We start from the raw sequence: 20326 nt of genomic DNA on the forward strand, positions 1-20326 counted from the left end.
AGGACGATGGCGGCGAAGTACATCACCATAGCGCGGGAAATTAAGAAACGCATTATCACCCAGCAGTACGCCGCCAATGAACCTCTGCCGGACCAGTTCGCGCTGGCGGCGGAGTTCAGCACCAGCCGGATGACCATTCAGCAGGCGATGCGTCAGCTGATCGTAGAAGGGCTGGTCTATACCCGACAGGGGCAGGGCACGTTCATCCGCAAAAATTTCCTCCAGCTTTCCCAGTGGGATCTCTCCGGCAGCGACTACTTCGGGGCGACCAAAACCTGGGAACATTTAGGCACGGTGACGAGCCAGGTGGTGCACTTCGAACTGCGCTTCCCGAACGAGAAAGAGCAGGCATCGCTGATGATAAATCCGGATACGCCGATCTATGACTTTATCCGTCTGCGTTTACTGAACGGTGAGCCGATGTCTCTGGACGCCACGGTAATGCCGCTCAATCTGGTGCCCGGTCTGAACAAAACCCATCTTGAAAGTTCGGTATTCCGGTATGTACAGGAGACGCTGGGGCTGAAGATCATGGGATCGTATCGGGTGGTGAGGGCGCTGAAGCCCAGTGCGCTGGATATGCAACACCTTGTCTGCGAGCCAACCGACCCGGTGCTGGAGGTAGAGCAGGTGATCTATCTTGAAGATGGTACGCCGCTGGAGTACGCCCATTGTCACTATCGCTATGACCATGGCGGCATCGTTATCGTGAATAACGGATAAAAAAAGCGGGCCCCGCGGCCCGCTTTTTTAATTCTCACGATTAGTTCAGACGCACCGGCATACCGGAACGGTTCTGAATCGCCTGGTCAACGATGGTCGTGTCAACATCCGCCTGAGAGGTGACGGACTGCACCGCGCTGGTCAGCTTAATCGGTACGATTTCGTTGTTGTTGATCTGATCTTCGCTGGTGGACAGCGGGTTATGCACTTCAATGTAACGGCTGCCGTCCGGCTCTGACGTCGCTTTCACCGGTTCGTTAATGAACTGCACGCGCGTACCGACCGGCACGTTATCGAACAGGAATTTGATGTCTTCATTACGCAGACGCACGCAGCCGTGGCTTACGCGCAGGCCGATACCGAAGTTGGCGTTAGTACCGTGGATGGCATACAGACGACCAATGTACAGCGCGTACAGACCCATCGGGTTATCCGGGCCAGCAGGCACAACGGCCGGCAGCGGTTCGCCGGCAGCAATGTACTCAGCGTGCATTTTGGCGGTCGGCGTCCAGGTTGGGCCCGCTTTCTTACGCTCCACTTTGGTGGTCCAGTTCAGCGGGGTGTCTTTACCCAACTGACCGATACCGATAGGCAGCACGATCACGGTGTTGGTGCCTTTCGGGTAGTAATACAGACGCATTTCGGCGCTGTTAATCACGATACCTTCGTGCACGGTATCCGGCAGGATCAGCTGCTGTGGAATGTTGAGTACGGTACCCGCTTTCGGCAGATAAGGGTCAACGCCCGGGTTCGCTTCCAGCATGTTCGACAGGCCGAGCTGATACTGCGCCGCGAAGTATTCCAGCGGCTGCGTGTTACCTTCCGGCACCGTCACCACCTGGTTTTCACCCACCAGACGGCTTCCGTCTGTCGGCAGGGGATACGTCACCGCAGACGCGGTCTTACAAAAACCTACTACGGCTAACGCCGCCGCAAAAAGCGTTGTTAATTTCATGTTCATGTTATGCGAGGTATCTAAGCCATTCTGGCGATGAGTTGATAAGTCTGAATCGGTAATGGGAGCGCATTATATGTGCATTCCCGTTAACTGGGAATTCAGATGTGTACGAAATCACATTTTTTTCGATTTTGTTAAAGTTTAGTGGATTACCGCAACACGGGATCTCAATTCGGAATTGTGGCATAATGCCGCGTTTATCACACTTTTCGCAGGAATCTCTCCGTGTTAGTTACCAGCAACGTCACTATGCAGTTTGGCAGTAAGCCGCTGTTCGAAAACATTTCCGTCAAATTTGGCGGCGGCAACCGTTACGGCCTGATTGGTGCCAACGGTAGCGGAAAATCCACCTTTATGAAGATCCTCGGCGGTGACCTGGAGCCAACGCTCGGTAACGTGTCGCTCGACCCTAACGAGCGCATCGGTAAGCTGCGTCAGGATCAGTTCGCCTTCGAAGAGTTCACCGTGCTCGACACCGTGATCATGGGGCACGCGGAGCTGTGGGAAGTGAAGCAGGAGCGCGATCGTATCTACGGTCTCGCTGAGATGAGCGAAGAAGATGGTTACAAAGTGGCCGACCTGGAAACGCAATACGGCGAAATGGACGGCTACTCTGCGGAAGCGCGTGCGGGCGAACTGCTGCTGGGCGTCGGTATTCCGGTTGAACAGCATTACGGCCCGATGAGCGAAGTCGCGCCAGGCTGGAAGCTGCGTGTGCTGCTGGCACAGGCGCTGTTCTCTAACCCGGACATCCTGCTGCTCGACGAACCGACGAACAACCTGGACATCGACACCATCCGCTGGCTGGAGCAGACGCTGAACGATCGCGACAGCACCATGATCATCATCTCGCACGACCGTCACTTCCTGAACATGGTGTGTACCCACATGGCGGATCTGGACTACGGCGAGCTGCGCGTTTACCCGGGCAACTACGACGAATACATGACGGCTGCCACCCAGGCGCGCGAGCGTCTGCTGGCCGACAACGCCAAGAAGAAAGCGCAGATTGCTGACCTGCAATCCTTCGTCAGCCGCTTCAGCGCCAACGCCTCTAAATCGCGCCAGGCAACGTCGCGTGCACGTCAGATCGACAAAATCAAGCTGGAAGAGGTTAAAGCCTCCAGCCGTCAGAACCCGTTCATCCGCTTCGAGCAGGACAAGAAGCTGTTCCGTAACGCGCTGGAAGTGGAAGCCCTCACCAAAGGCTTCGATGAAGGCCCGCTGTTCAAAAACTTCAACCTGCTGCTGGAAGTGGGCGAGAAGATTGCCATCCTCGGCGCCAACGGCGTGGGTAAATCCACTATGCTGAAAACCCTGGTGGGTGAACTGCAACCGGATAACGGTACCGTGAAATGGTCTGAAAACGCGCAGATTGGTTACTACGCGCAGGACCATGAATATGAGTTTGAAAACGATCTGACCGTCTTCGACTGGATGAGCCAGTGGAAGCAGGAAGGCGACGACGAGCAGGCGGTACGCAGCATTCTGGGGCGTCTGCTGTTCAGCCAGGACGATATCAAAAAGCCCGCCAAAGTGCTCTCCGGTGGTGAAAAGGGCCGTATGCTGTTCGGCAAGCTGATGATGGAAAAACCGAATATTCTGGTGATGGACGAACCGACCAACCACCTGGATATGGAATCTATTGAGTCGCTGAACATGGCGCTGGAGATGTATCAGGGCACCCTGATCTTCGTCTCTCACGACCGGGAGTTCGTTAGCTCGCTGGCGACCCGCGTGATCGAAATTACGCCAGAGCGCGTGGTGGACTTCACCGGTAACTACGAAGATTACCTGCGCAGTAAAGGTATCGACGGCTAAAAAAAAGCCCGGTGGCGCTTCGCTTACCGGGCCTACGGATCAGTTTGTAGGCCGGGTAAGGCGAAGCCGCCACCCGGCATTGTTCAGAGCACCCACTCGCCCCCTTCAACTCCGTTCACCCGCAGCGTACGTTTTTCCCCCGCCGGTAATGACACCTTCAGCGCCTTCCATGCCGGACGATAGTCGCCGCGCGCATTCACCTTCAGGTTGATACTTGCGCCGTCGCACTCCATCTCCCATTCCACCCACAGCGCATTGCCGTTCTGGTAGCCCCAGCTTTCGCCGTCATCCTCAAACAGCAGCCCGGCGGTGGTGCCGACGCCTTTCACCGGGAACAGTTTCAGCTCACGGGTATCGTCTTTATCGGCGCTCACGTGACGGATGCGTTCGCTGAGCGGCAAACCGGCCCCGGCGCGTACCAGCAGCGGCAGCTTTTCCAGCGGCGCATCACGGACGATCGCCTGGCCGCCCGCATACCACGCGTGAGTGTAAAAATCGTACCAGCCGGTTTCGTTATCCGGCAGCCAGACGCGGCGCTCGCGCTGCCCGGCTTCGACGACGCTGGCCACCAGCAGGTCACGGCCCAGCAGGAAGTCGTCGCACTCTTCAAACGTCTGCGCATCGTGCTCATGATCGAGGAAGGTCGGGCGCAGCATCGGCTCGTCGTCGGCGTGCGCCTGCCAGAGCAGGGTGTAGAGATACGGCAGCAGGCGGTAGCGCAGTTCAATGGCGCTGCGAATCGCAGGCGTGACGCCCGGGTACATCCACGGCTCGTTCACCGTGTGATCATCGTTCCACGAATGGATGGTAAAGCGCGGGTGCATCACGCCGTTCTGTACCCAGCGCACGAACAGCTCGGCATCCGGCTTGTCGCCGGAGAAACCGCCGACGTCGTGACCGACGTTGAACAGTCCGGACAGGCTCATGCCTAACCCCATGCGGATGTTATAGCGCAGGGTGTCCCAGTTGGTGCGGTTATCGCCGCTCCAGGTCTGGACGTAGCGCTGCATCCCGGCGCAGCCGGAGCGGGAGATGAGATACGGACGCTTTTCCGGCGCAAAGCGCTGCTGCGCTTCCAGCGAGGCGCGCATCATCAGCAGCGGCATCACCGGGCGAATGTGCTTGATGGCGATCTCCTGACCGAAGCCATAGCAGCGCGCTTCCCCGTCCCACACTTCATACTCGTTGTTGTCGTTCCAGGTGGAGTCGATGCCCATCTCCAGCAGCTGCGTGGTCACGCCGTTCTGCCACCACTGCACCGTCTGCGGGTTGGTGAAGTCGAGATGCGATCCTTCGTCATCCCAGAAGCTGGAACGTTCAGGCGCATCGGTTTCTGAATCACGAATGAACAGGCCGCGTTCCGCCACTTCGCTGTAGCGGGGATGATCCTGCAACAGACACGGCTTGATGTTGGCCGCAAGCCGCAGCCCCGCGTCGTGGAACGCCTGGCTCATCACCTTCGGCTGCGGCACTTTGTCGTAGTTCCAGTTAAAGACGTAGCGCTTGCCGTTAATCGAGGTATAGCCGGAGGAGAGCTGGAACGAGTCGCACGGAATGGCATGCTCATCGCACAGGCGGATGAAGTTCATCAGCTGGTTTTGCGCGTCCGGCGCGTCGGTGTAGTGCATGGTCGAGCCGCTGTAGCCCAGGCTCCATTTCGGTCCGAACAGCGTTTTTCCCGTCAGGCGCACGAAGGCTTTGGTCACGTCCAGCACGCGCTTGCCGGTGAAGAGGTAGTAGTCAATATCGCCCGCTTCCGCCTGCCAGCGGCGGTAGGCAGTGTGATAGTTGTCGATCTCGTTACCCAGATCCAGCCAGCAACTGCTCAGGTTATCGTAGAACAGACCGTAGCTCACGTCATCGCGGCGGGTGAGGGTGAACGGGATGTGCTTGTAAAGCGGGTCGGTGCTGGCCGCGTTATAGCCCATCGCATCCAGGTTACGCATCTCATAGCGTTTGCCGTTGCGCTGTAAATCACCCGCTTTCTCACCCAGACCGTAAAAACGTTCATCCTTACGACGGCTAAGATAGTGCGCCGCGCCGTCACCGTGGGCGTTCAGCAGGTAGGCGCTGGTCGGGCGGTCATTGACCAGCGGCTGCCACTCGCCCGCCTCATTGCGGTAGTGCCACTCCAGCCACAGCGGCTGGTGGACGGTGACGCGCAGCTGTTCAGTCGCTACGGTTAACGTGTCGTCCTGCTGCGTCAGCGTCCAGGCAGGGCAGGTGAAGCCGCTGACATCGTCACGACGGCGGCCTTCCCACGGCACATCTTGTTCCGGCGCGATGCTCCAGGTGCGGTTCAGCGCCAGCTCGCCTTTACGTTTGATCAGCACGCGGAACAGATTCTCTTCCAGCACATACAGGCACAGGCGGTGCTGGTTATCGATCAGCAGTTCCAGATGATTCGCCGACTGCGTACCGACGGTCCAGTTTTTCAGGGTTTTCATATGCAATACATCCACAATCAGGCGCGCTTGGCGCGACGTTCAGCAATAAATGCCACCAGGAAAACAGCGCCAAGCAGGTCAAAGAAGCCCATGGCGATAAAGAGCGGGTTGAAGCCGATTTTGTCGGCGGTCACCCCAATCAAAAGGGAGAACAGGAAGCTGGCGATCCACGCCGCCGAGCCGCGCATGCCGTTGACCGTCGCCATCTGGCCTTTGTCGAACGACTCCACGACCAGCGCGCTAAGCATGCAGGAGATGATCTGGTGCCCGAAGCCGCCGATGGAGATCAGCACGATGGTGATATACGGGTCGCGGGTCACGGCCACGACGGCCAGAGAAATCATCAGAAACGCGCCGGTGACGGAGCTGGCTACCACCGAGTTAACGCGGGTGCAGCCAAACCAGCGGGTGTAGAGCCGGGTCAGGTAGCCGCTCGCCACGCTGCCGAGGTCGGCGGCCAGGAACGGCAGCCAGGCGAACATCGCGATCTGTTTCAAATCCATACCGTGCTCTTTGGCGAGGTACAGCGGCACCCAGAAGCTCAGCACGGCCCAGGCCGGTTCCGCCATAAAGGCCGGGATGGCGATACCGTAGAACCGTTTGTTCTTCGAGACGGTTTTCAGCGCGGTCAGGAAGGGCAGTTTGACCGGTGCAGGTTCGTTATCCTGCTTGATAAACGCCAGCTCATCGCGGCTCAGGTTTGGGTGCTGTTCCGGGTTGTGATAAAACGCCCACCACAGGATCACCCACAGCAGCGCCAGCACGCCGGTAAACATAAACGCACCCTGCCAGCCGAACGACGCGTGAGCAAAGTAGATGATAGGCGGGGCCAGCATGGCCCCAATGGAGAAGCCTACCCCCGCCCAGCCTGCGGCAACAGGGCGCTCTGATTTCGGGAACCATTCACCGATGGTTTTGGCGTTCGCTGGCGTGGCGGCGGCTTCGGACGCACCCATAAAGAAGCGCAGAATCGCCAGGTGCAGCCAGCTTCCGGCACCCGCGTGGAAGATACACATCAGCGCCCAGATCCCGGCGCAGACCATAAAGCCGATTTTCAGGCCGATAACGTCAATCAGCCAGCCGCACAGGGGCTGGAAAATGGTGTAGGCGATCTGGAACGCGCCGACGATCCAGGAGTACTGCTCGGTGGTGATCCCGAGGCTCTCTTTTAGTTCAGGGGCGAGAATACCTAACGAGTTACGGGTGATGTAGTTAACGGTCACGCCGAGAAGAAACAGCACCAGTACGTACCAGCGCAGGTTCCTGATGACGCGACGTGTTTTGCTTGTCGCTACGGTGTTATTGATGTCCTGACTCATTTTCTTCTCCACAAGACGGACGGTAAGGGGACAAAGGTTCAGGTGTCACACAGCGTCAGGCGTTTGAAAGTTATCTGTTTTAGAGCGCTAAGCTGCTATACAACTAGTATGGAAGTTGTGTGACAGGTTCACCTTAAGAAAGAAATTGGGCAGGGAATAGTGTATTTTGTGCAAACTTTTCATAACCGAGGTTTAATTTTCGGCATTATGGCCTTCTTGCAAGTTATTACCTGATAAACAAGTTGTGAAAATTTTTTCATTTCACATCCGGAGCCAGATCACAAAATGGACAAAAGGCTTAAAATCACCGAAATCGCCGCCCGGACGCAGCTCTCCATCAGCACCGTTTCTCGCGTGCTGGCGGGGAAGGCAAACACCAGCGAAAAAGCACGGGCAAAGGTGCTGGCGTGCGCGCGGGAGCTGGGGGTAATGGACGGCATGGCGGCGGGGCGTCTGCTGCTTAACAGCCTGGTGGTGTTTGCCCCGCAGCGGGCGTTTGACGAGCGGTCCGACATCTTTTACTACCGCGTCATCCAGAGCGTGAGCAAAGGGCTGGCCTCGCACGAGGTTCGCCTGCGTTACTGTGCGCTGGAGGAGAACGACAGCGATGCCCAGCTGTTTCTGGCCCGCATGAACGAAGCGGACACTCAGGCGGCGATCCTCCTTGGTATCGACGATCCGCATATCCACGATCTGGCGGTAGACGTGGGCAAACCCTGTATGCTGATTAACTGCCGGGACCGCCACATGCGCCTGCCCGCCGTCGCGCCGGATCATCGCGCGATTGGCGAGCGGGCGGCAGAGTACCTGTTCGAGATGGGGCACCGGGAGGTGATGAACGTGCTGTGCCTGCGTCGCTACACCATGGAGCTGCGCCTGTCCGGGATCCGCGACGCGTGGCACGGTCATAACCTCAGGTTCAGCGACAGGCGCGACCTGCTGATGGTGTCCAGCTTCAGCGCCAGAGAGACGGAGCAGCTGGTGAGCGAGTGGCTTCACCAGCAGAAAGGGAAGGACCTGCCGACGGCGTTCCTGGTTGGTGGCGATTTTATGGCGGCGGGGACCATCAGCGCGCTGCAAAACCACGGTCTGCGCGTGCCGCATGATGTCTCGGTGATGAGCATCGACGGGTTTAATCTGGCCGCGATTCAGGATGTGCCCTTAACGGCGGTGCATGTCCCGCGCGATGAGCTGGGAACGGAAGCGGTGCATATGCTCCAGCAGCGGCTGATGCGCCCGGATGCGCCGGTAGGAACATTGCTGCTAAACGGCACGCTGACCGTGCGGGAGTCGGTCCGGCGGATACGTCAGGGGAAACGACGTACCGCCGTAGAGCGGGAAGGGCTATACGACGGTTAAGCCATGCCCAGCGCGCGCCTGCCGTGGATGTTGAGATCGGCCACGGTAAAGCGGCCCTGCCAGCTTTTCTCATAATCCTCGCGTGGGAAATCGCCCGGTGACGCGCCGGTTTCCAGCGCTTCCTTGACCTTTTTCGCATAGGCGAGATTCTTCTCGCACATTGGCGCGGCAGGAATATACATCACGTTGCCCCAGCCCTGCTGATTTTCCACCGGCGCGACGGAGTGGATCACATCGCAGTGCCACCACACGGAATCACCGGCTTCCAGCGCCGGAATGCTGGTTAACGCTTCGATCAGCAGCGGATGCCACTTCTCAGAAATCGGCAGCACGCGTCCCGGCGCCACGCCGCACAGCTCGTCTTCCGGCACGTCGTCCAGCAGCGGACGCAGCAGAATATAGGCCATTGCCTCCGGGATCGGCACCACGTGCAGCAAGCCCTGTCCGGGGATCATGTCCGACAGCGCCGTCCAGCCCTGGAAGGTGCGGAACACCGAGCATTTGGTGGTGTTATCGACGGTGTACTCTTCCACTTCGGTACGATGCGCGGCATTCCACGGATCGTATTTCTCGACGTTGCCGTCAAACACGCGGGCAAAGACCTGCTGATAAGCGGGCAGCAGCCAGCGCTCCAGCGCGCCAGAATCGGTGTGTGCGCCAAGTCCTTTCGAGGTGGTTCCCGGCGGGCGGCGGCGGATGCGGTCAGGATAAATCACGCTCACGTCCGGGTCGAACCACTGTTTACCGTTGCTCTCAAATGTCCATAAACGGTTCAGGAATGACTGTACCTGCGCCATCTCTTCACTCTGGCGCGCCTGCATTTGCGCCTGAGACCAGTAGATCGGATAAATCTCCGGACGAGAGGCCGTTAAGGTGCCGAAGAAGTTATCGCCGGGTCCTTTGTACACCTCGTCAAATTTGTTCAGATCGAGGTAGTCGAGCATCGACTGATCCCACGCCAGCGCCTGCTCGCGCGGGAAGTGGCCTTTGATCACCGCGCAGCCGCGACGTTTAACGGCTTCGCGCTGTTCGGCGGTGATCGTGCCGTTTTTCACGTCGGCAAAAGGGATCACTGGCCAGACGGTTTCGCCTTTGTTTTTGAGAGCGTTGATTTCCGCCACGCGGGTGGCGATTTTATCGCTGAGCCGGTCGAACATCGCCTGCACGTCGCCGATCTGCGCGCGTAATTCACGTTTCATCTGACGGATTGCCGCTTTATGGTCCGCTGGCAACGTTTCGCTGGTAAAGGTCATAACTGCCTCGTATCTTTCATTCGAAAGTAAAAGTGTCTACAAGTGATACTTTAAGTTAAAAAAAAGTTAATGCAAGTTTAAAACCTTGACGGGTGCCACAGGATGGGAAAAGAGTGAGAGGCCGGAGCGAGGCTCCGGCAGGTAGGGGGATCAGGCGTCGAACAGGGAGTGCGCGTCGAGCACGGCCTGAATCACATTCAGCGCGCCCTGATGGTTGTTATCGTCGGTAGTGTAACGGCTGACCTCTTTAATGCTGTCCGCCGCGTTGCCCATCGCAAAGGAGTATTTCACCAGCTTCAGCATTTCCGCATCGTTGCCGCTGTCGCCAATGCCGACGCACGCCTGAGGTGAGACTTTCCAGCGTTTAAGCAGGCGGCTGATGCCGTTGGCCTTGTGCAGGCCGGGGATAATCAAATCGACAAAACCGAAGCCGCTGGTGACCGGCTTCATGATGCCGTCCAGGGAGACATGCAGTTTATCAACCAGATTCGGGATATCGCTGTCCGGCAGGTTCAGGGAGAATTTAAACAGCACGTCGTCAATTTCGCGGTAATCGCTGATGGGTTTTAAGCGATGGTAGTGTTTCGACATCAGCTTCACGAACGCTTCTGGTGCTTTATCGCTGACGTACGCGCTCTCCAGCCCGCAGGCCACAAAGTTCAGCCCTTTGTCTTTCAGCAACTCGCCAATGACGATTTGCGACTCATGACGCGTCAGTTCGCCGTGGAAAATCTGTTCGCCGTGATCGAAGACCAGCGCGCCGTTTTCCGCGACGAAGGAGATCTGATCTTTCAGCTCCGGGAAGAAGGAGATGAGCTGGTAATACTGGTTGCCGCTGGCGACAACAAATTCAATGTCGCGGGCTTTAAGCTGCTCAAACTGTGCCTGGAAGCGGTCACGATCGTACTGCTTGGCATCATCAAGGAAAGTTCCGTCCATATCGGTGACGATAACTTTTACGGTCATACTGTGCTCCTGGGTCACTGCGTTTGAAACATTCTAATAACAAGGTGACGGGGAGCACAAATTTAATTTCATTCGAAAGTCAAAGCAAAACGGCAACCGAAGTTGCCGTTTTTAGTGTTTTCTCCCTCTCCCCGTGGGAGAGGGCCGGGGTGAGGGCATCAGCGTGCGCATTTCCCCCTCACCCTAACCCTCTCCCTCAAGGGAGAGGGGATAAACCGTTACAGCATATGCTCAGTACGGGCAATAATATCGTCCTGCGCATCCGGCGACAGGGCGGTGAAGAACGCCGAGTAACCCGCGACGCGCACCACCAGGTCACGATACTGATCCGGGTGTTTCTTCGCTTCCAGCAGCGTTTCGCGCGAGACGATGTTGTACTGAATGTGCCAGCCTTTATGCACCTCGAAGAAGGTGCGCAGCAGCACCATCAGCTTCTGGCGATCGCTGTCGTTTTCCAGCGTCGACGGGTTCAGCTTCTGGTTTAGCAGCACGCCGCCGAGAATCGCTTCCGTCGGCAGTTTACCCACGGAGCCAATCACCGCCGTCGGGCCGAGGTGGTCGGTACCGGAGGCCGGGCTTGCCCCTTCCGCCAGCGGGGTGTGGGCTTTACGGCCGTCCGGCGTTGCCATGGTTGCTGCGCCAAACGGCACGTTTGCGGAGATAGACGACGTGCCCGCATAGTAGTTACCCCCAATCGGGCCGCGGCCGTAGCGTGGGTTATGGTACTGCTTCAGCTCTTCAATGTAGGTTTCGTAGGCACGGGTAAGCAGCAGGTCCACGCTGTCGTCGTCGTTGCCGTACTTCGGCGCGCCGTTGATCAGGCGCTGGCGCAGCTGCTCGTGGGTCAGCCCCTCGAAGTCATCCGCCAGCGCCGCCGCCAGCTGTTGCTGACCGATAACGCCCTGGTCAAACACCAGCTTCTTCACCGCTGCCAGGCTGTTGCCGAGGTTGGCGATCCCCACCTGTAGGCCGGAAACCCAGTCATACTTCGCGCCGCCCTGCTTAATGCTTTTCGCGCGTTCGATACAGTCGTCCACCAGCGCCGAGCAGAGAATATCGTGGACGTTCTCTTCCAGCATGGTGTCCACCACGTACTCGATCTCAATGGATTTGCGGGTGTAGTAGCGGATCTGGTTATCCCACGCCGCCATGACCTCATCGAAATTGCCGAAGTTACCGGCAGAAAGCGCTTTTTCCTGCGGCAGGAACACCTGGCCGCTGGTGGCGTCGCGACCACCTTCCAGCGCCGCCAGCATTACGCGGGCGAAGTTGATGAAGCTCATTCCGGTGCAGCGATAGCCCCACTTGCCGCCGACGGCGGTTTCGATGCAGCCAATCGCCGCATAGTCATAGGCATCGTCGCGTTCCACGCCGAGCTTGATAAATTCCGGGATGACGATTTCATCGTTGTTAAACGCCGGCATCCCGAAGCCGCAGCGGATCACCTGCACGCAGGCGTCGAGGAAGTCGTTGCTCATTCCCGCATGGTAACGCACGCTCAGGTTCGGTTGGGTGGAGCGCAGGCGACCGCAGGACTCCAGAATCGCGTACGAGAGCGGGTTGACCGCGTCCATCGGCTCACCGTTGACCAGCTTCTGGCCGCCGATGGTAACGTTCTGATACAGCGGGCTGCCCGCAGAGGCTTTGGAGTGCGAGCCGGAGCGGATTTTGTTCACTTCCAGCAGCTTCAGCCAGCAGCTGTGCAGCAGCTCAATGGCGTGCTCGCGATCCAGACTCTGGTCCAGCTCCACGTCGCGGCGGTAGTACGGGTAAAGGTACTGGTCCATACGGGCAAAGGAGACGGAGTGACCGTTGGACTCAATTTGCAGGATCAGCTGAATGAAGTAGCACAGCTGTAGCGCCTGCCAGAAGGTTTTTGGCGGTTGGTGGGCGATGATGTCGCAGTTTTCCGCCATGGCCAGCAGCTCGTCGCGGCGGCTGTCGCGGGTTTCTGTCGCGGCCATTTCACGCGCCAGGTCGGCAAAGCGTTTGATGTGCAGGCTTACGGCTTCCAGCACGATATCAATGGCTTTCAGGAACTGGTCGCCGTGCAGATCGTCCAGCACCGTCAGGTTGATGCGCGACCGGCGCTCGGCCACTTTCGCGCGCAGGCCGTCGAGACCTTTCTCCAGCACCAGCGGGAAATTCACCGCCAGGTGTGCGTCACCGGAGGTCATGTTGCCTTCCGCTTTGATGATGCCGGTTTCCAGCAGGCCTTTCTGCTCGTCGGTAAACATGCCGTAGCAGCGATCCTGCACCGTCTGGCCGCGCCACCACGGGCAGATCGCATGCAGGACGCGCTTGTTCTCTTCGCTCACCGCAAAGCCCGCGCCCGGACGGTCCGCCAGATCGTCAATCTCTTTCTCAATCCAGGAGACGGTATATTCCGGGAAAATCGGCGCGGCGCGCACTTCGCTTGCCTGGTTACCGATAATCAGCTCGTCGTGTTTGATCCAGATGGTGCGTTTTGCCAGGTGATGCGCCAGCGCCAGCGCGCGACGTACCGGGATCGGCTTGTCCAGATGCTGCTGATACATTTCGGTATAGTGCTGCGCGCGCTCGGTACAGACCGGCGGCTTAACGATATGTACCAGCGCCGTTTTGTGCGCCTTGATGCGCTCGCTGAGGGTGTTGAGATTCAGGGTGGTCATAAGTTTATCCTCGTAAGGTCGCGGTTAACCCTTTCTGGCAGGCATACTGCTGTGCGAAGTCCAGCAGGGCAGGGTTATCCAGCGGTTTGTCAGGGGCAGAGTAGGGTTGGCCGAGCAGGGTGTATTTGTTCATGCCCAGCGTGTGATACGGCAGAAAATGAATATCGTGAACGCCGAGTTCGTCGGCGGCGAAATTGGTAATGGCGGTAACCGACGCTTCATCGGCGTTAAAGCCCTGGATCAGCGGCACGCGAATGGTGATTTTTTTCCCGGCGGCAGCCAGGCGCTTCAGGTTGTCCAGGATCCGTCTGGCTGAGCCATCGGTCCACTGTTTGAATACGTCACTGTCCACATGCTTCAGGTCCGCCAGGAACAGATCGACATACGGCAGTGACGGCTCGATATAATGCCAGGGGACGTGAAGGCAGGTTTCAACGGCGGTATGAATGCCTTGTTCATGGCTGGCTTTAAACAGGGCGTGTGCCAGCGCCGGGTTCATGAACGGCTCGCCGCCGGAGAGGGTGATCCCGCCGCCGCTGCGGTCGTAGAAGGGCTTGTCGCGCAGCACGGTGGCCATAATCTCCTCCACCTGCTTCTCTTCACCGCAGACGGTAAGCGCCTGGGTCGGGCAACAGTCGGTAAGGGCAGTGAGCGTCTCGTCGTTAAGCTTCTCACGATGAATGACCAGCCCGTTCAGCGCGCGTTCAACACACCCCGGCGCGGCCTGCTGACACAGGTCACAGCCGTCCAGGCACAGGCGGGCATCAAACAGGACGTCCCGCGTGCGGGAGCGGCTTTCCGGGTTCTGACACCAGCGACAGCCCAGCGAGCAGCCTTTCAGGAATACCACGGTTCGAATACCGGGACCGTCGTGGGTGGAGTAACGCTGTATATTGAAGATCATTTTCTTGCCCTCGAATTACATATGAAGATTAAATTACTTTCGAATGAAAGTTATCTTGATATGGGTCAATTCCTGAGCAGGTTTTGCTGTGATAGGGTAAGTGCAGGCTAATTTTGAGGGTGACATCATGGAACTTTATCTCGACACATCTGACGTTGCGGCAGTCAAAAAGCTGGCGCGTATCTTCCCGCTGGCGGGCGTGACCACTAACCCAAGCATTGTGGCGGCGGGTAAAACGCCTCTGGAAGAGCTGCTGCCCGCGCTGCACGACGCGCTGGGCGGCAAGGGCCGGCTGTTCGCTCAGGTGATGGCGAAGACCGCCGAGGGAATGGTGGAAGACGCACGTAAGCTGCGCGCGATAATCAATGACCTGGTGGTGAAAGTGCCCGTGACCGCTGAAGGACTGGCGGCGATCAAAATGCTGAAAGCAGAAGGGATCCCGACGCTGGGTACGGCGGTGTATGGCGCAGCACAGGGGATGCTCTCCGCACTGGCGGGGGCTGAGTATGTGGCTCCTTATGTAAATCGCGTGGACGCACAGGGCGGGGACGGGATCCAGACGGTGGTTGAACTGCAACAGCTGCTGACCCTGCATGCCCCGCAGTCAAAAGTGCTGGCGGCGAGCTTTAAAACCCCGCGCCAGGCGCTGGACTGCCTGCTGGCAGGGTGCGAGTCCATCACGCTGCCGCTGGACGTGGCGCAGCAGTTTATTACCTCTCCGGCCGTGGATGCGGCAATTGTGAAGTTTGAGCAGGACTGGCAGGGGGCGTTTGGGCGGACGTCTGTCTGATGCGGTTGCCGGGTGGCGCTAACGCTTACCCGGCCTACGTTTGCATCGCTGTTGCCGGGTGGCGCCGTTTGAGCCGTTGTAGGTCGGGTAAGGCGAAGCCGCCACCCGACTTTTTTACTTGCTGCACACCTCACACCCCGGGTTACGCATCAGCTTCATCTCGCGGAACTGGCAGGTCATCGCGTCATACATCACGATTTTACCCGCTGCGGGCGTGCCGTAGTGTGCCAGCACTTTGATCGCCTCCATCGCCTGCAAGGAACCGATAACGCCAACCAGTGGCGCCATCACGCCCGCCTCGACGCAGGTCAGCGCATTCTCGCCAAACAGACGGCTCAGGCAGCGGTAGCAGGGCTCTCCTTCAGCGTAGGTGAAGACGGTGATTTGCCCCTCCATGCGGATGGCCGCGCCGGAAATCAGCGGCGTTTTATGGGCAAAGCAACCCGCATTGAGCTGGTTGCGAATGGCGACGTTATCGGTGCAGTCCAGCACCAGGTCATGCCGTGCAATCTGCGCAAACAGCGCGTCGTCATCCAGCATCGCGTCAATCAGGGTGAACTGAACGTTGGGGTTAATGCGCGCCAGCGCCGTGCGTGCTGATTCCACTTTAGGCTGACCGACCGTCGCGTCGCTGTGCAGCGTCTGGCGTTGCAGGTTGGACACCGACACGGTGTCGAAATCCAGCAGCGTCATGCTGCCGACGCCCGCCGCAGCCAGGTATTGCGCCGCCGCGCAGCCCAGCCCGCCCAGGCCCACAACCAGCACGCTGGCCGCCTTGAGCGCTTCCTGGCCCTCGAAATCAAACCCGCGCAGCACGATCTGGCGGTTATAGCGCATCATCTCCGGGTCGCTCAGTTCCACCGTCATGTCAGCCTCCGAACAGGTGGTTAAAGCGTTCCACTTCAACCCATTCGCCCGCCTCAACGTGGCCGCGATCGCGCTCCAGTACGATAAAGCAGTTCCCCTGACTGAAGGAGCTAAAGATGTGCGAACCCTGATGCCCGGTGGTGCTCACCTCCAGCTCGCCGTCGGCGTTGCGCGCCAGAATGCCGCGCTGGAAATCGAGACGGCCCGGTGATTTTTTGAGGCGCGTTGCCGCCCGCACGCGCACACGCTCCGGCAGCGGGCTGGCATTGTTGCCTGAAAGCTTCGCCAGCAGCGGGATCACCAGCTGGTAGAAGGTCAGCGCGGCAGAGACCGGGTTACCCGGCAGGCCACAGAACCAGCTGTGCGGAAGTTTGCCAAACGCGAACGGTTTGCCCGGTTTAATCGCCAGTTTCCAGAAGGCGATTTCGCCCAGCTCTTCAAGCAGGGTTTTGGTGTAATCCGCTTCGCCAACCGATACGCCGCCGGAGCTGATCACCACGTCGGCAGAGGCGTCAGCGTCGATAAACGCCGCGCGCAGTTTTTGCGGATCGTCAGGAATGATACCGAGGTTAATCACCTCACAGCCCAGCTGCTCAAGCATCAGGTGCACCGCCAGACGGTTGGTGTCGTAAATCTGCCCCTCGTTCAGCGGCTGACCCGGAAGCTGTAGCTCGTCTCCCGTGGAGAACACCGCCACGCGCACTTTGCGGACCACGTCAATCTCCGCGATGCCAAGCGATGCCAGCACCGGCAGTTCGGCGACCGTCAGCTTTTGCCCGGCGGCAAAGACCGTTGCGCCCAGGGTAATGTCTTCCCCGATGTGGCGGATATTTTGTCCCGCTTTGACGCTGGCGGTAAAGCGCACGCCTTCGTCCGTTTGTTCGGTCTCTTCCTGCATCACCACGGCTTCACAGCCCTTTGGCACCGGTGCGCCGGTCATAATGCGCACGCAGGTGCCCGCTGGCCACTCACCGTTGAACGGCTGCCCGGCAAACGCTTTACCTGCCACCGGCAGCGGCTGACCCGTTTGCAGATCCGCCAGACGTACGGCATAGCCGTCCATCGCCGCGTTATCGAACCCCGGCACGTTCAGCGGCGAGACGATATCGCGCGCGGCAATACGGCCAAAACAGCGCACAAGCGGCAGTGTCTCAACGTCGTGCAGTGGAGTAATGCGGTCAAGCATCTGCGAGAGTGCCGTCTCAAGCGGCATCAGTCCGGCGGTAAAATCCATGGTGGGCTCCTGCGGAGTAACAACGAAAGCGCTCATTATGGCAGAAAAGTGCGGCTAACTGTATGACCCGATGGGTGTACGCTTTACATCACAGTTGCGTCTTTCTATATTCAAAAATCATCTGAAGATTCGTCGACGATAATGATATTTATAGAAAAAGCAGCCAGCCAGGCTGATGGGTGATGCGAAATGAGTAAAGCGGTTATCGCAATTCATGGCGGTGCCGGGGCAATCACCCGTGCACAGCTCAGTCCCGAGCAGGAGAAGCGTTATATTGATGCGCTGAACGCCATTGTGGAAACAGGCCAGCGGATGCTGGAAGTGGGCGACAGCGCGCTGGACGTGGTGACCGAAGCAGTACGTCTGCTGGAGGAGTGCCCGCTGTTTAATGCCGGTATTGGCTCGGTCTTTACGCGCGATGAAACGCACGAGCTGGATGCCTGCGTGATGGACGGCGTCACCCTGAAGGCGGGCGCGGTAGCAGGCGTCAGCCGTCTGCGTAATCCGGTGCTGGCCGCGCGTCTGGTGATGGAACAAAGCCCGCATGTGCTGCTGGCCGGGGCGGGGGCGGAAAAATTTGCCGTCGAGCACGGGATGGACACGATCTCGCCCGATCTTTTCTCCACCGAGGAGCGTTACCGGCAACTGGTGGACGCCCGTACAGCGGGGATGACGCAGCTGGACCATGCCGCGCCGCTCGATGAACGCAGCAAAATGGGCACGGTAGGCGCGGTGGCGCTGGATAAAGCCGGTAACCTCGCCGCCGCGACGTCGACAGGCGGTATGACCAACAAACTTCCCGGTCGCGTCGGCGACAGCCCGCTGCCGGGGGCCGGGTGTTACGCCAATAACGCCACCGCGGCGGTGTCATGCACCGGCACCGGCGAAGTGTTTATCCGCGCGCTGGCGGCCTACGACATTACCGCGCTAATGGATTACGGCGGATTAAGCCTGAGTGAGGCCTGCGAGCGGGTAGTGATGGAGAAACTGCCGGCGCTGGGCGGGATTGGCGGCTTAATTGCGGTGGATCGGGAGGGCAACGTGGCTCTGCCGTTCAACAGTGAAGGGATGTACCGGGCGTGGGGGTATGCCGGCGATGCGCCCAGCACAGGCATTTATCGTGAATAAGGGGGCATTGCGTGCCGCACCGTGAAGAGCTGGACAACTGCGAAGTGCTGGCTGTCCACCAACTGAATATTGCGTTTCAGGAAGAGCGGCAGTTCATCCCCGCAGTACAGAATTTATCGTTTTCGCTCAGGCGCGGCGAGACGCTGGCGATTGTTGGCGAATCAGGTTCCGGTAAATCCGTTACCGCGCTGGCGCTGATGCGTCTGCTTGAGCAGACGGGCGGGCAGGTCACCAGCGAGCGGATGCTGTTGCGCCGTCGCAACCGTCAGGTTATCGATCTCAACGAGCTGAGTGCGTCCCAGATGCAGGGGGTGCGCGGGGCAGATATTGCGATGATTTTTCAGGAGCCGATGACCTCCCTGAACCCGGTTTTTCCGGTGGGTGAGCAGATTGCCGAATCTATCCGCCTGCATCAGGGACTGAGCGGTGATGAGGCGCTCAACGAAGCAAAACGGATGCTGGAGCTGGTGCGTATCCCTGAGGCGCACGCGATTTTGTCCCGCTATCCGCATCAGCTTTCCGGCGGCATGCGCCAGCGGGTGATGATTGCGATGGCGCTGTCGTGCCGTCCGGCGGTGCTCATTGCGGACGAACCCACCACGGCGCTGGATGTCACCATTCAGGCCCAGATCCTGCAACTGATTAAGGTATTGCAGCAGGAGATGGAGATGGGGGTGATTTTCATCACCCACGATATGGGGGTGGTGGCGGATATTGCCGATCGGGTGCTGGTTATGCATCAGGGCAATGCCGTGGAAACCGGCACGGTGGAGCAGGTCTTTCATGCGCCGGTGCATCCTTATACCAAAGCGCTGCTGGCGGCGGTCCCGCGTCTGGGGGCCATGAATGGCAGTGATTTTCCGCGCCGTTTTCCGCTGTTCTCACAGACCGAACAGGGCCAGCAGGAAGACGAAACCGAGCAGGATACGGTGGTTCCCGGCAGGCCAATCCTCGAAGTGCGTGACCTGGTGACCCGTTTCCCGCTGCGTAGCGGGATCCTCAATCGCGTGAAGCGCGAAGTGCATGCGGTTGAAAACGTCAGTTTTGATCTCTGGCCGGGCGAAACGCTGGCGCTGGTGGGGGAGTCCGGCTGCGGTAAATCCACCACCGGGCGGGCGCTGCTCAGGCTGGTGGCGTCGCAGGAGGGGAGCATCACCTTCAACGGTGAGCGCATCGACACGCTCCCTAACAGTAAATTGCAGGCGGTGCGCCGGGATATTCAGTTTATATTCCAGGATCCTTATGCGTCGCTCGATCCGCGCCATACGGTGGGGTACTCGATTATGGAGCCACTGCGGGTGCATAACCTGCTCGACGGTGAAGCCGCGCAGCGCCGCGTCGCATGGCTGCTGGAGCGCGTGGGCCTGAAGCCGGAGCATGCCTGGCGTTATCCGCACGAATTTTCTGGCGGTCAGCGTCAGCGTATCTGCATTGCGAGGGCATTGGCCCTCAATCCGAAAGTGGTGATTGCGGATGAGTCCGTGTCAGCGCTGGATGTCTCTATCCGCGCGCAAATCATCAATCTCCTGCTCGATTTACAGCGGGATTTGGGCATTGCGTTTCTGTTTATCTCCCACGATATGGCGGTGGTGGAGCGGATCAGCCATCGCGTGGCAGTGATGTACATGGGGCAAATTGTTGAAATCGGCCCCCGTCGGGCGGTGTTTGAAAACCCGCAGCATCCGTACACCCGCAAGCTGATGGCTGCCGTACCGGTTGCCGATCCTGAGCATCGTCACGCCCAGCGCGTGCTGTTGCAGGACGAAATGCCGAGCAATATTCGTAAACGGGGCGAAACCCTGGAGCGCGTGGCGCTGCGTGAGGTGGGACCCGGTCATTTTGTCGCACCACCGCGTCAGGGCAATGCATTCTCGCGGTTATAACTTACAACAGGCAGGAGAACACA

Annotated in this window: 15 protein-coding genes; 6 read left to right on the forward strand and 9 right to left on the reverse strand. The window is 58.8% G+C overall.

Going from position 1 to position 20326, the window contains the following annotated elements:
• Positions 1 to 6: 6 nt before the first annotated feature.
• Entirely contained in the window at positions 7 to 723 is a 717-nt protein-coding gene (locus L379_RS15415) for a GntR family transcriptional regulator (protein ID WP_015571043.1), read from the forward strand.
• A gap of 40 nt (positions 724 to 763) precedes the next feature.
• Here the strand turns inward: L379_RS15415 and ldtB are convergent, their stop codons facing one another.
• Positions 764 to 1684 (reverse strand): L,D-transpeptidase, encoded by a 921-nt coding sequence (ldtB, locus tag L379_RS15410; protein WP_003858435.1) that lies wholly within the window; start codon positions 1682 to 1684, stop codon positions 764 to 766.
• A 222-nt stretch (positions 1685 to 1906) separates the two neighbouring features.
• On the opposite strand from ldtB, the gene L379_RS15405 reads away from it, so the two are divergent.
• Positions 1907 to 3502, forward strand: a complete 1596-nt coding sequence (locus L379_RS15405) for an ABC-F family ATPase (RefSeq protein ID WP_023296172.1) — start codon at positions 1907 to 1909, stop codon at positions 3500 to 3502.
• Between the two features lie 83 nt (positions 3503 to 3585).
• On the opposite strand, the gene L379_RS15400 is transcribed toward L379_RS15405, so the two are convergent.
• Positions 3586 to 5949: a glycoside hydrolase family 31 protein gene (locus tag L379_RS15400; RefSeq protein ID WP_032653063.1), complete on the reverse strand. Its 2364-nt coding sequence runs from the start codon at positions 5947 to 5949 to the stop codon at positions 3586 to 3588.
• A gap of 17 nt (positions 5950 to 5966) precedes the next feature.
• Positions 5967 to 7268 (reverse strand): MFS transporter, encoded by a 1302-nt coding sequence (locus L379_RS15395; RefSeq protein WP_017384901.1) that lies wholly within the window; start codon positions 7266 to 7268, stop codon positions 5967 to 5969.
• Positions 7269 to 7553: 285 nt separating this feature from the next.
• Between L379_RS15395 and L379_RS15390 the strand changes: the two genes are divergently transcribed.
• Positions 7554 to 8627 (forward strand): LacI family DNA-binding transcriptional regulator, encoded by a 1074-nt coding sequence (locus tag L379_RS15390; RefSeq protein ID WP_032653065.1) that lies wholly within the window; start codon positions 7554 to 7556, stop codon positions 8625 to 8627.
• Here L379_RS15390 and L379_RS15385 read toward each other — a convergent pair.
• From L379_RS15385 to L379_RS15370, 4 genes are all read right to left on the reverse strand, one after another.
• The gene (locus tag L379_RS15385) at positions 8624 to 9880 is read right to left on the reverse strand and encodes a DUF1479 domain-containing protein (protein WP_032653066.1); all 1257 of its coding nucleotides are present in this window, start codon (positions 9878 to 9880) and stop codon (positions 8624 to 8626) included. The genes L379_RS15390 and L379_RS15385 overlap by 4 nt on opposite strands.
• Before the next feature lie 150 nt (positions 9881 to 10030).
• The gene (locus tag L379_RS15380; protein ID WP_017384898.1) at positions 10031 to 10846 is read right to left on the reverse strand and encodes a Cof-type HAD-IIB family hydrolase; all 816 of its coding nucleotides are present in this window, start codon (positions 10844 to 10846) and stop codon (positions 10031 to 10033) included.
• 218 nt (positions 10847 to 11064) lie between these two features.
• Entirely contained in the window at positions 11065 to 13497 is a 2433-nt protein-coding gene (locus L379_RS15375) for a formate C-acetyltransferase/glycerol dehydratase family glycyl radical enzyme (RefSeq protein ID WP_032653068.1), read from the reverse strand.
• 4 nt (positions 13498 to 13501) lie between these two features.
• Complete coding sequence (locus tag L379_RS15370) at positions 13502 to 14401, reverse strand: glycyl-radical enzyme activating protein (RefSeq protein WP_015571034.1); 900 nt, start codon at positions 14399 to 14401, stop codon at positions 13502 to 13504.
• Positions 14402 to 14528: 127 nt separating this feature from the next.
• Between L379_RS15370 and fsa the strand changes: the two genes are divergently transcribed.
• Positions 14529 to 15191 (forward strand): fructose-6-phosphate aldolase, encoded by a 663-nt coding sequence (fsa, locus tag L379_RS15365; protein ID WP_017693747.1) that lies wholly within the window; start codon positions 14529 to 14531, stop codon positions 15189 to 15191.
• A 114-nt stretch (positions 15192 to 15305) separates the two neighbouring features.
• Here fsa and moeB read toward each other — a convergent pair whose 3' ends face one another.
• Together moeB and moeA are read right to left on the reverse strand one after the other, a co-directional pair.
• The gene (gene moeB, locus L379_RS15360; protein WP_017693746.1) at positions 15306 to 16058 is read right to left on the reverse strand and encodes a molybdopterin-synthase adenylyltransferase MoeB; all 753 of its coding nucleotides are present in this window, start codon (positions 16056 to 16058) and stop codon (positions 15306 to 15308) included.
• 1 nt (position 16059) lies between these two features.
• Positions 16060 to 17292, reverse strand: coding sequence for a molybdopterin molybdotransferase MoeA (moeA, locus tag L379_RS15355; RefSeq protein ID WP_032653071.1), 1233 nt, complete (start codon positions 17290 to 17292; stop codon positions 16060 to 16062).
• A gap of 189 nt (positions 17293 to 17481) precedes the next feature.
• Between moeA and iaaA the strand changes: the two genes are divergently transcribed.
• Complete coding sequence (gene iaaA / locus L379_RS15350) at positions 17482 to 18420, forward strand: beta-aspartyl-peptidase (protein WP_032653073.1); 939 nt, start codon at positions 17482 to 17484, stop codon at positions 18418 to 18420.
• Positions 18421 to 18431: 11 nt separating this feature from the next.
• Positions 18432 to 20303: a glutathione ABC transporter ATP-binding protein GsiA gene (gene gsiA / locus L379_RS15345; RefSeq protein WP_023296179.1), complete on the forward strand. Its 1872-nt coding sequence runs from the start codon at positions 18432 to 18434 to the stop codon at positions 20301 to 20303.
• The last annotated feature ends 23 nt before the right edge of the window (positions 20304 to 20326 follow it).

This window comes from Enterobacter sp. MGH 33 (genome assembly GCF_000534535.1).
Taxonomy (GTDB): domain Bacteria; phylum Pseudomonadota; class Gammaproteobacteria; order Enterobacterales; family Enterobacteriaceae; genus Enterobacter; species Enterobacter hormaechei_C.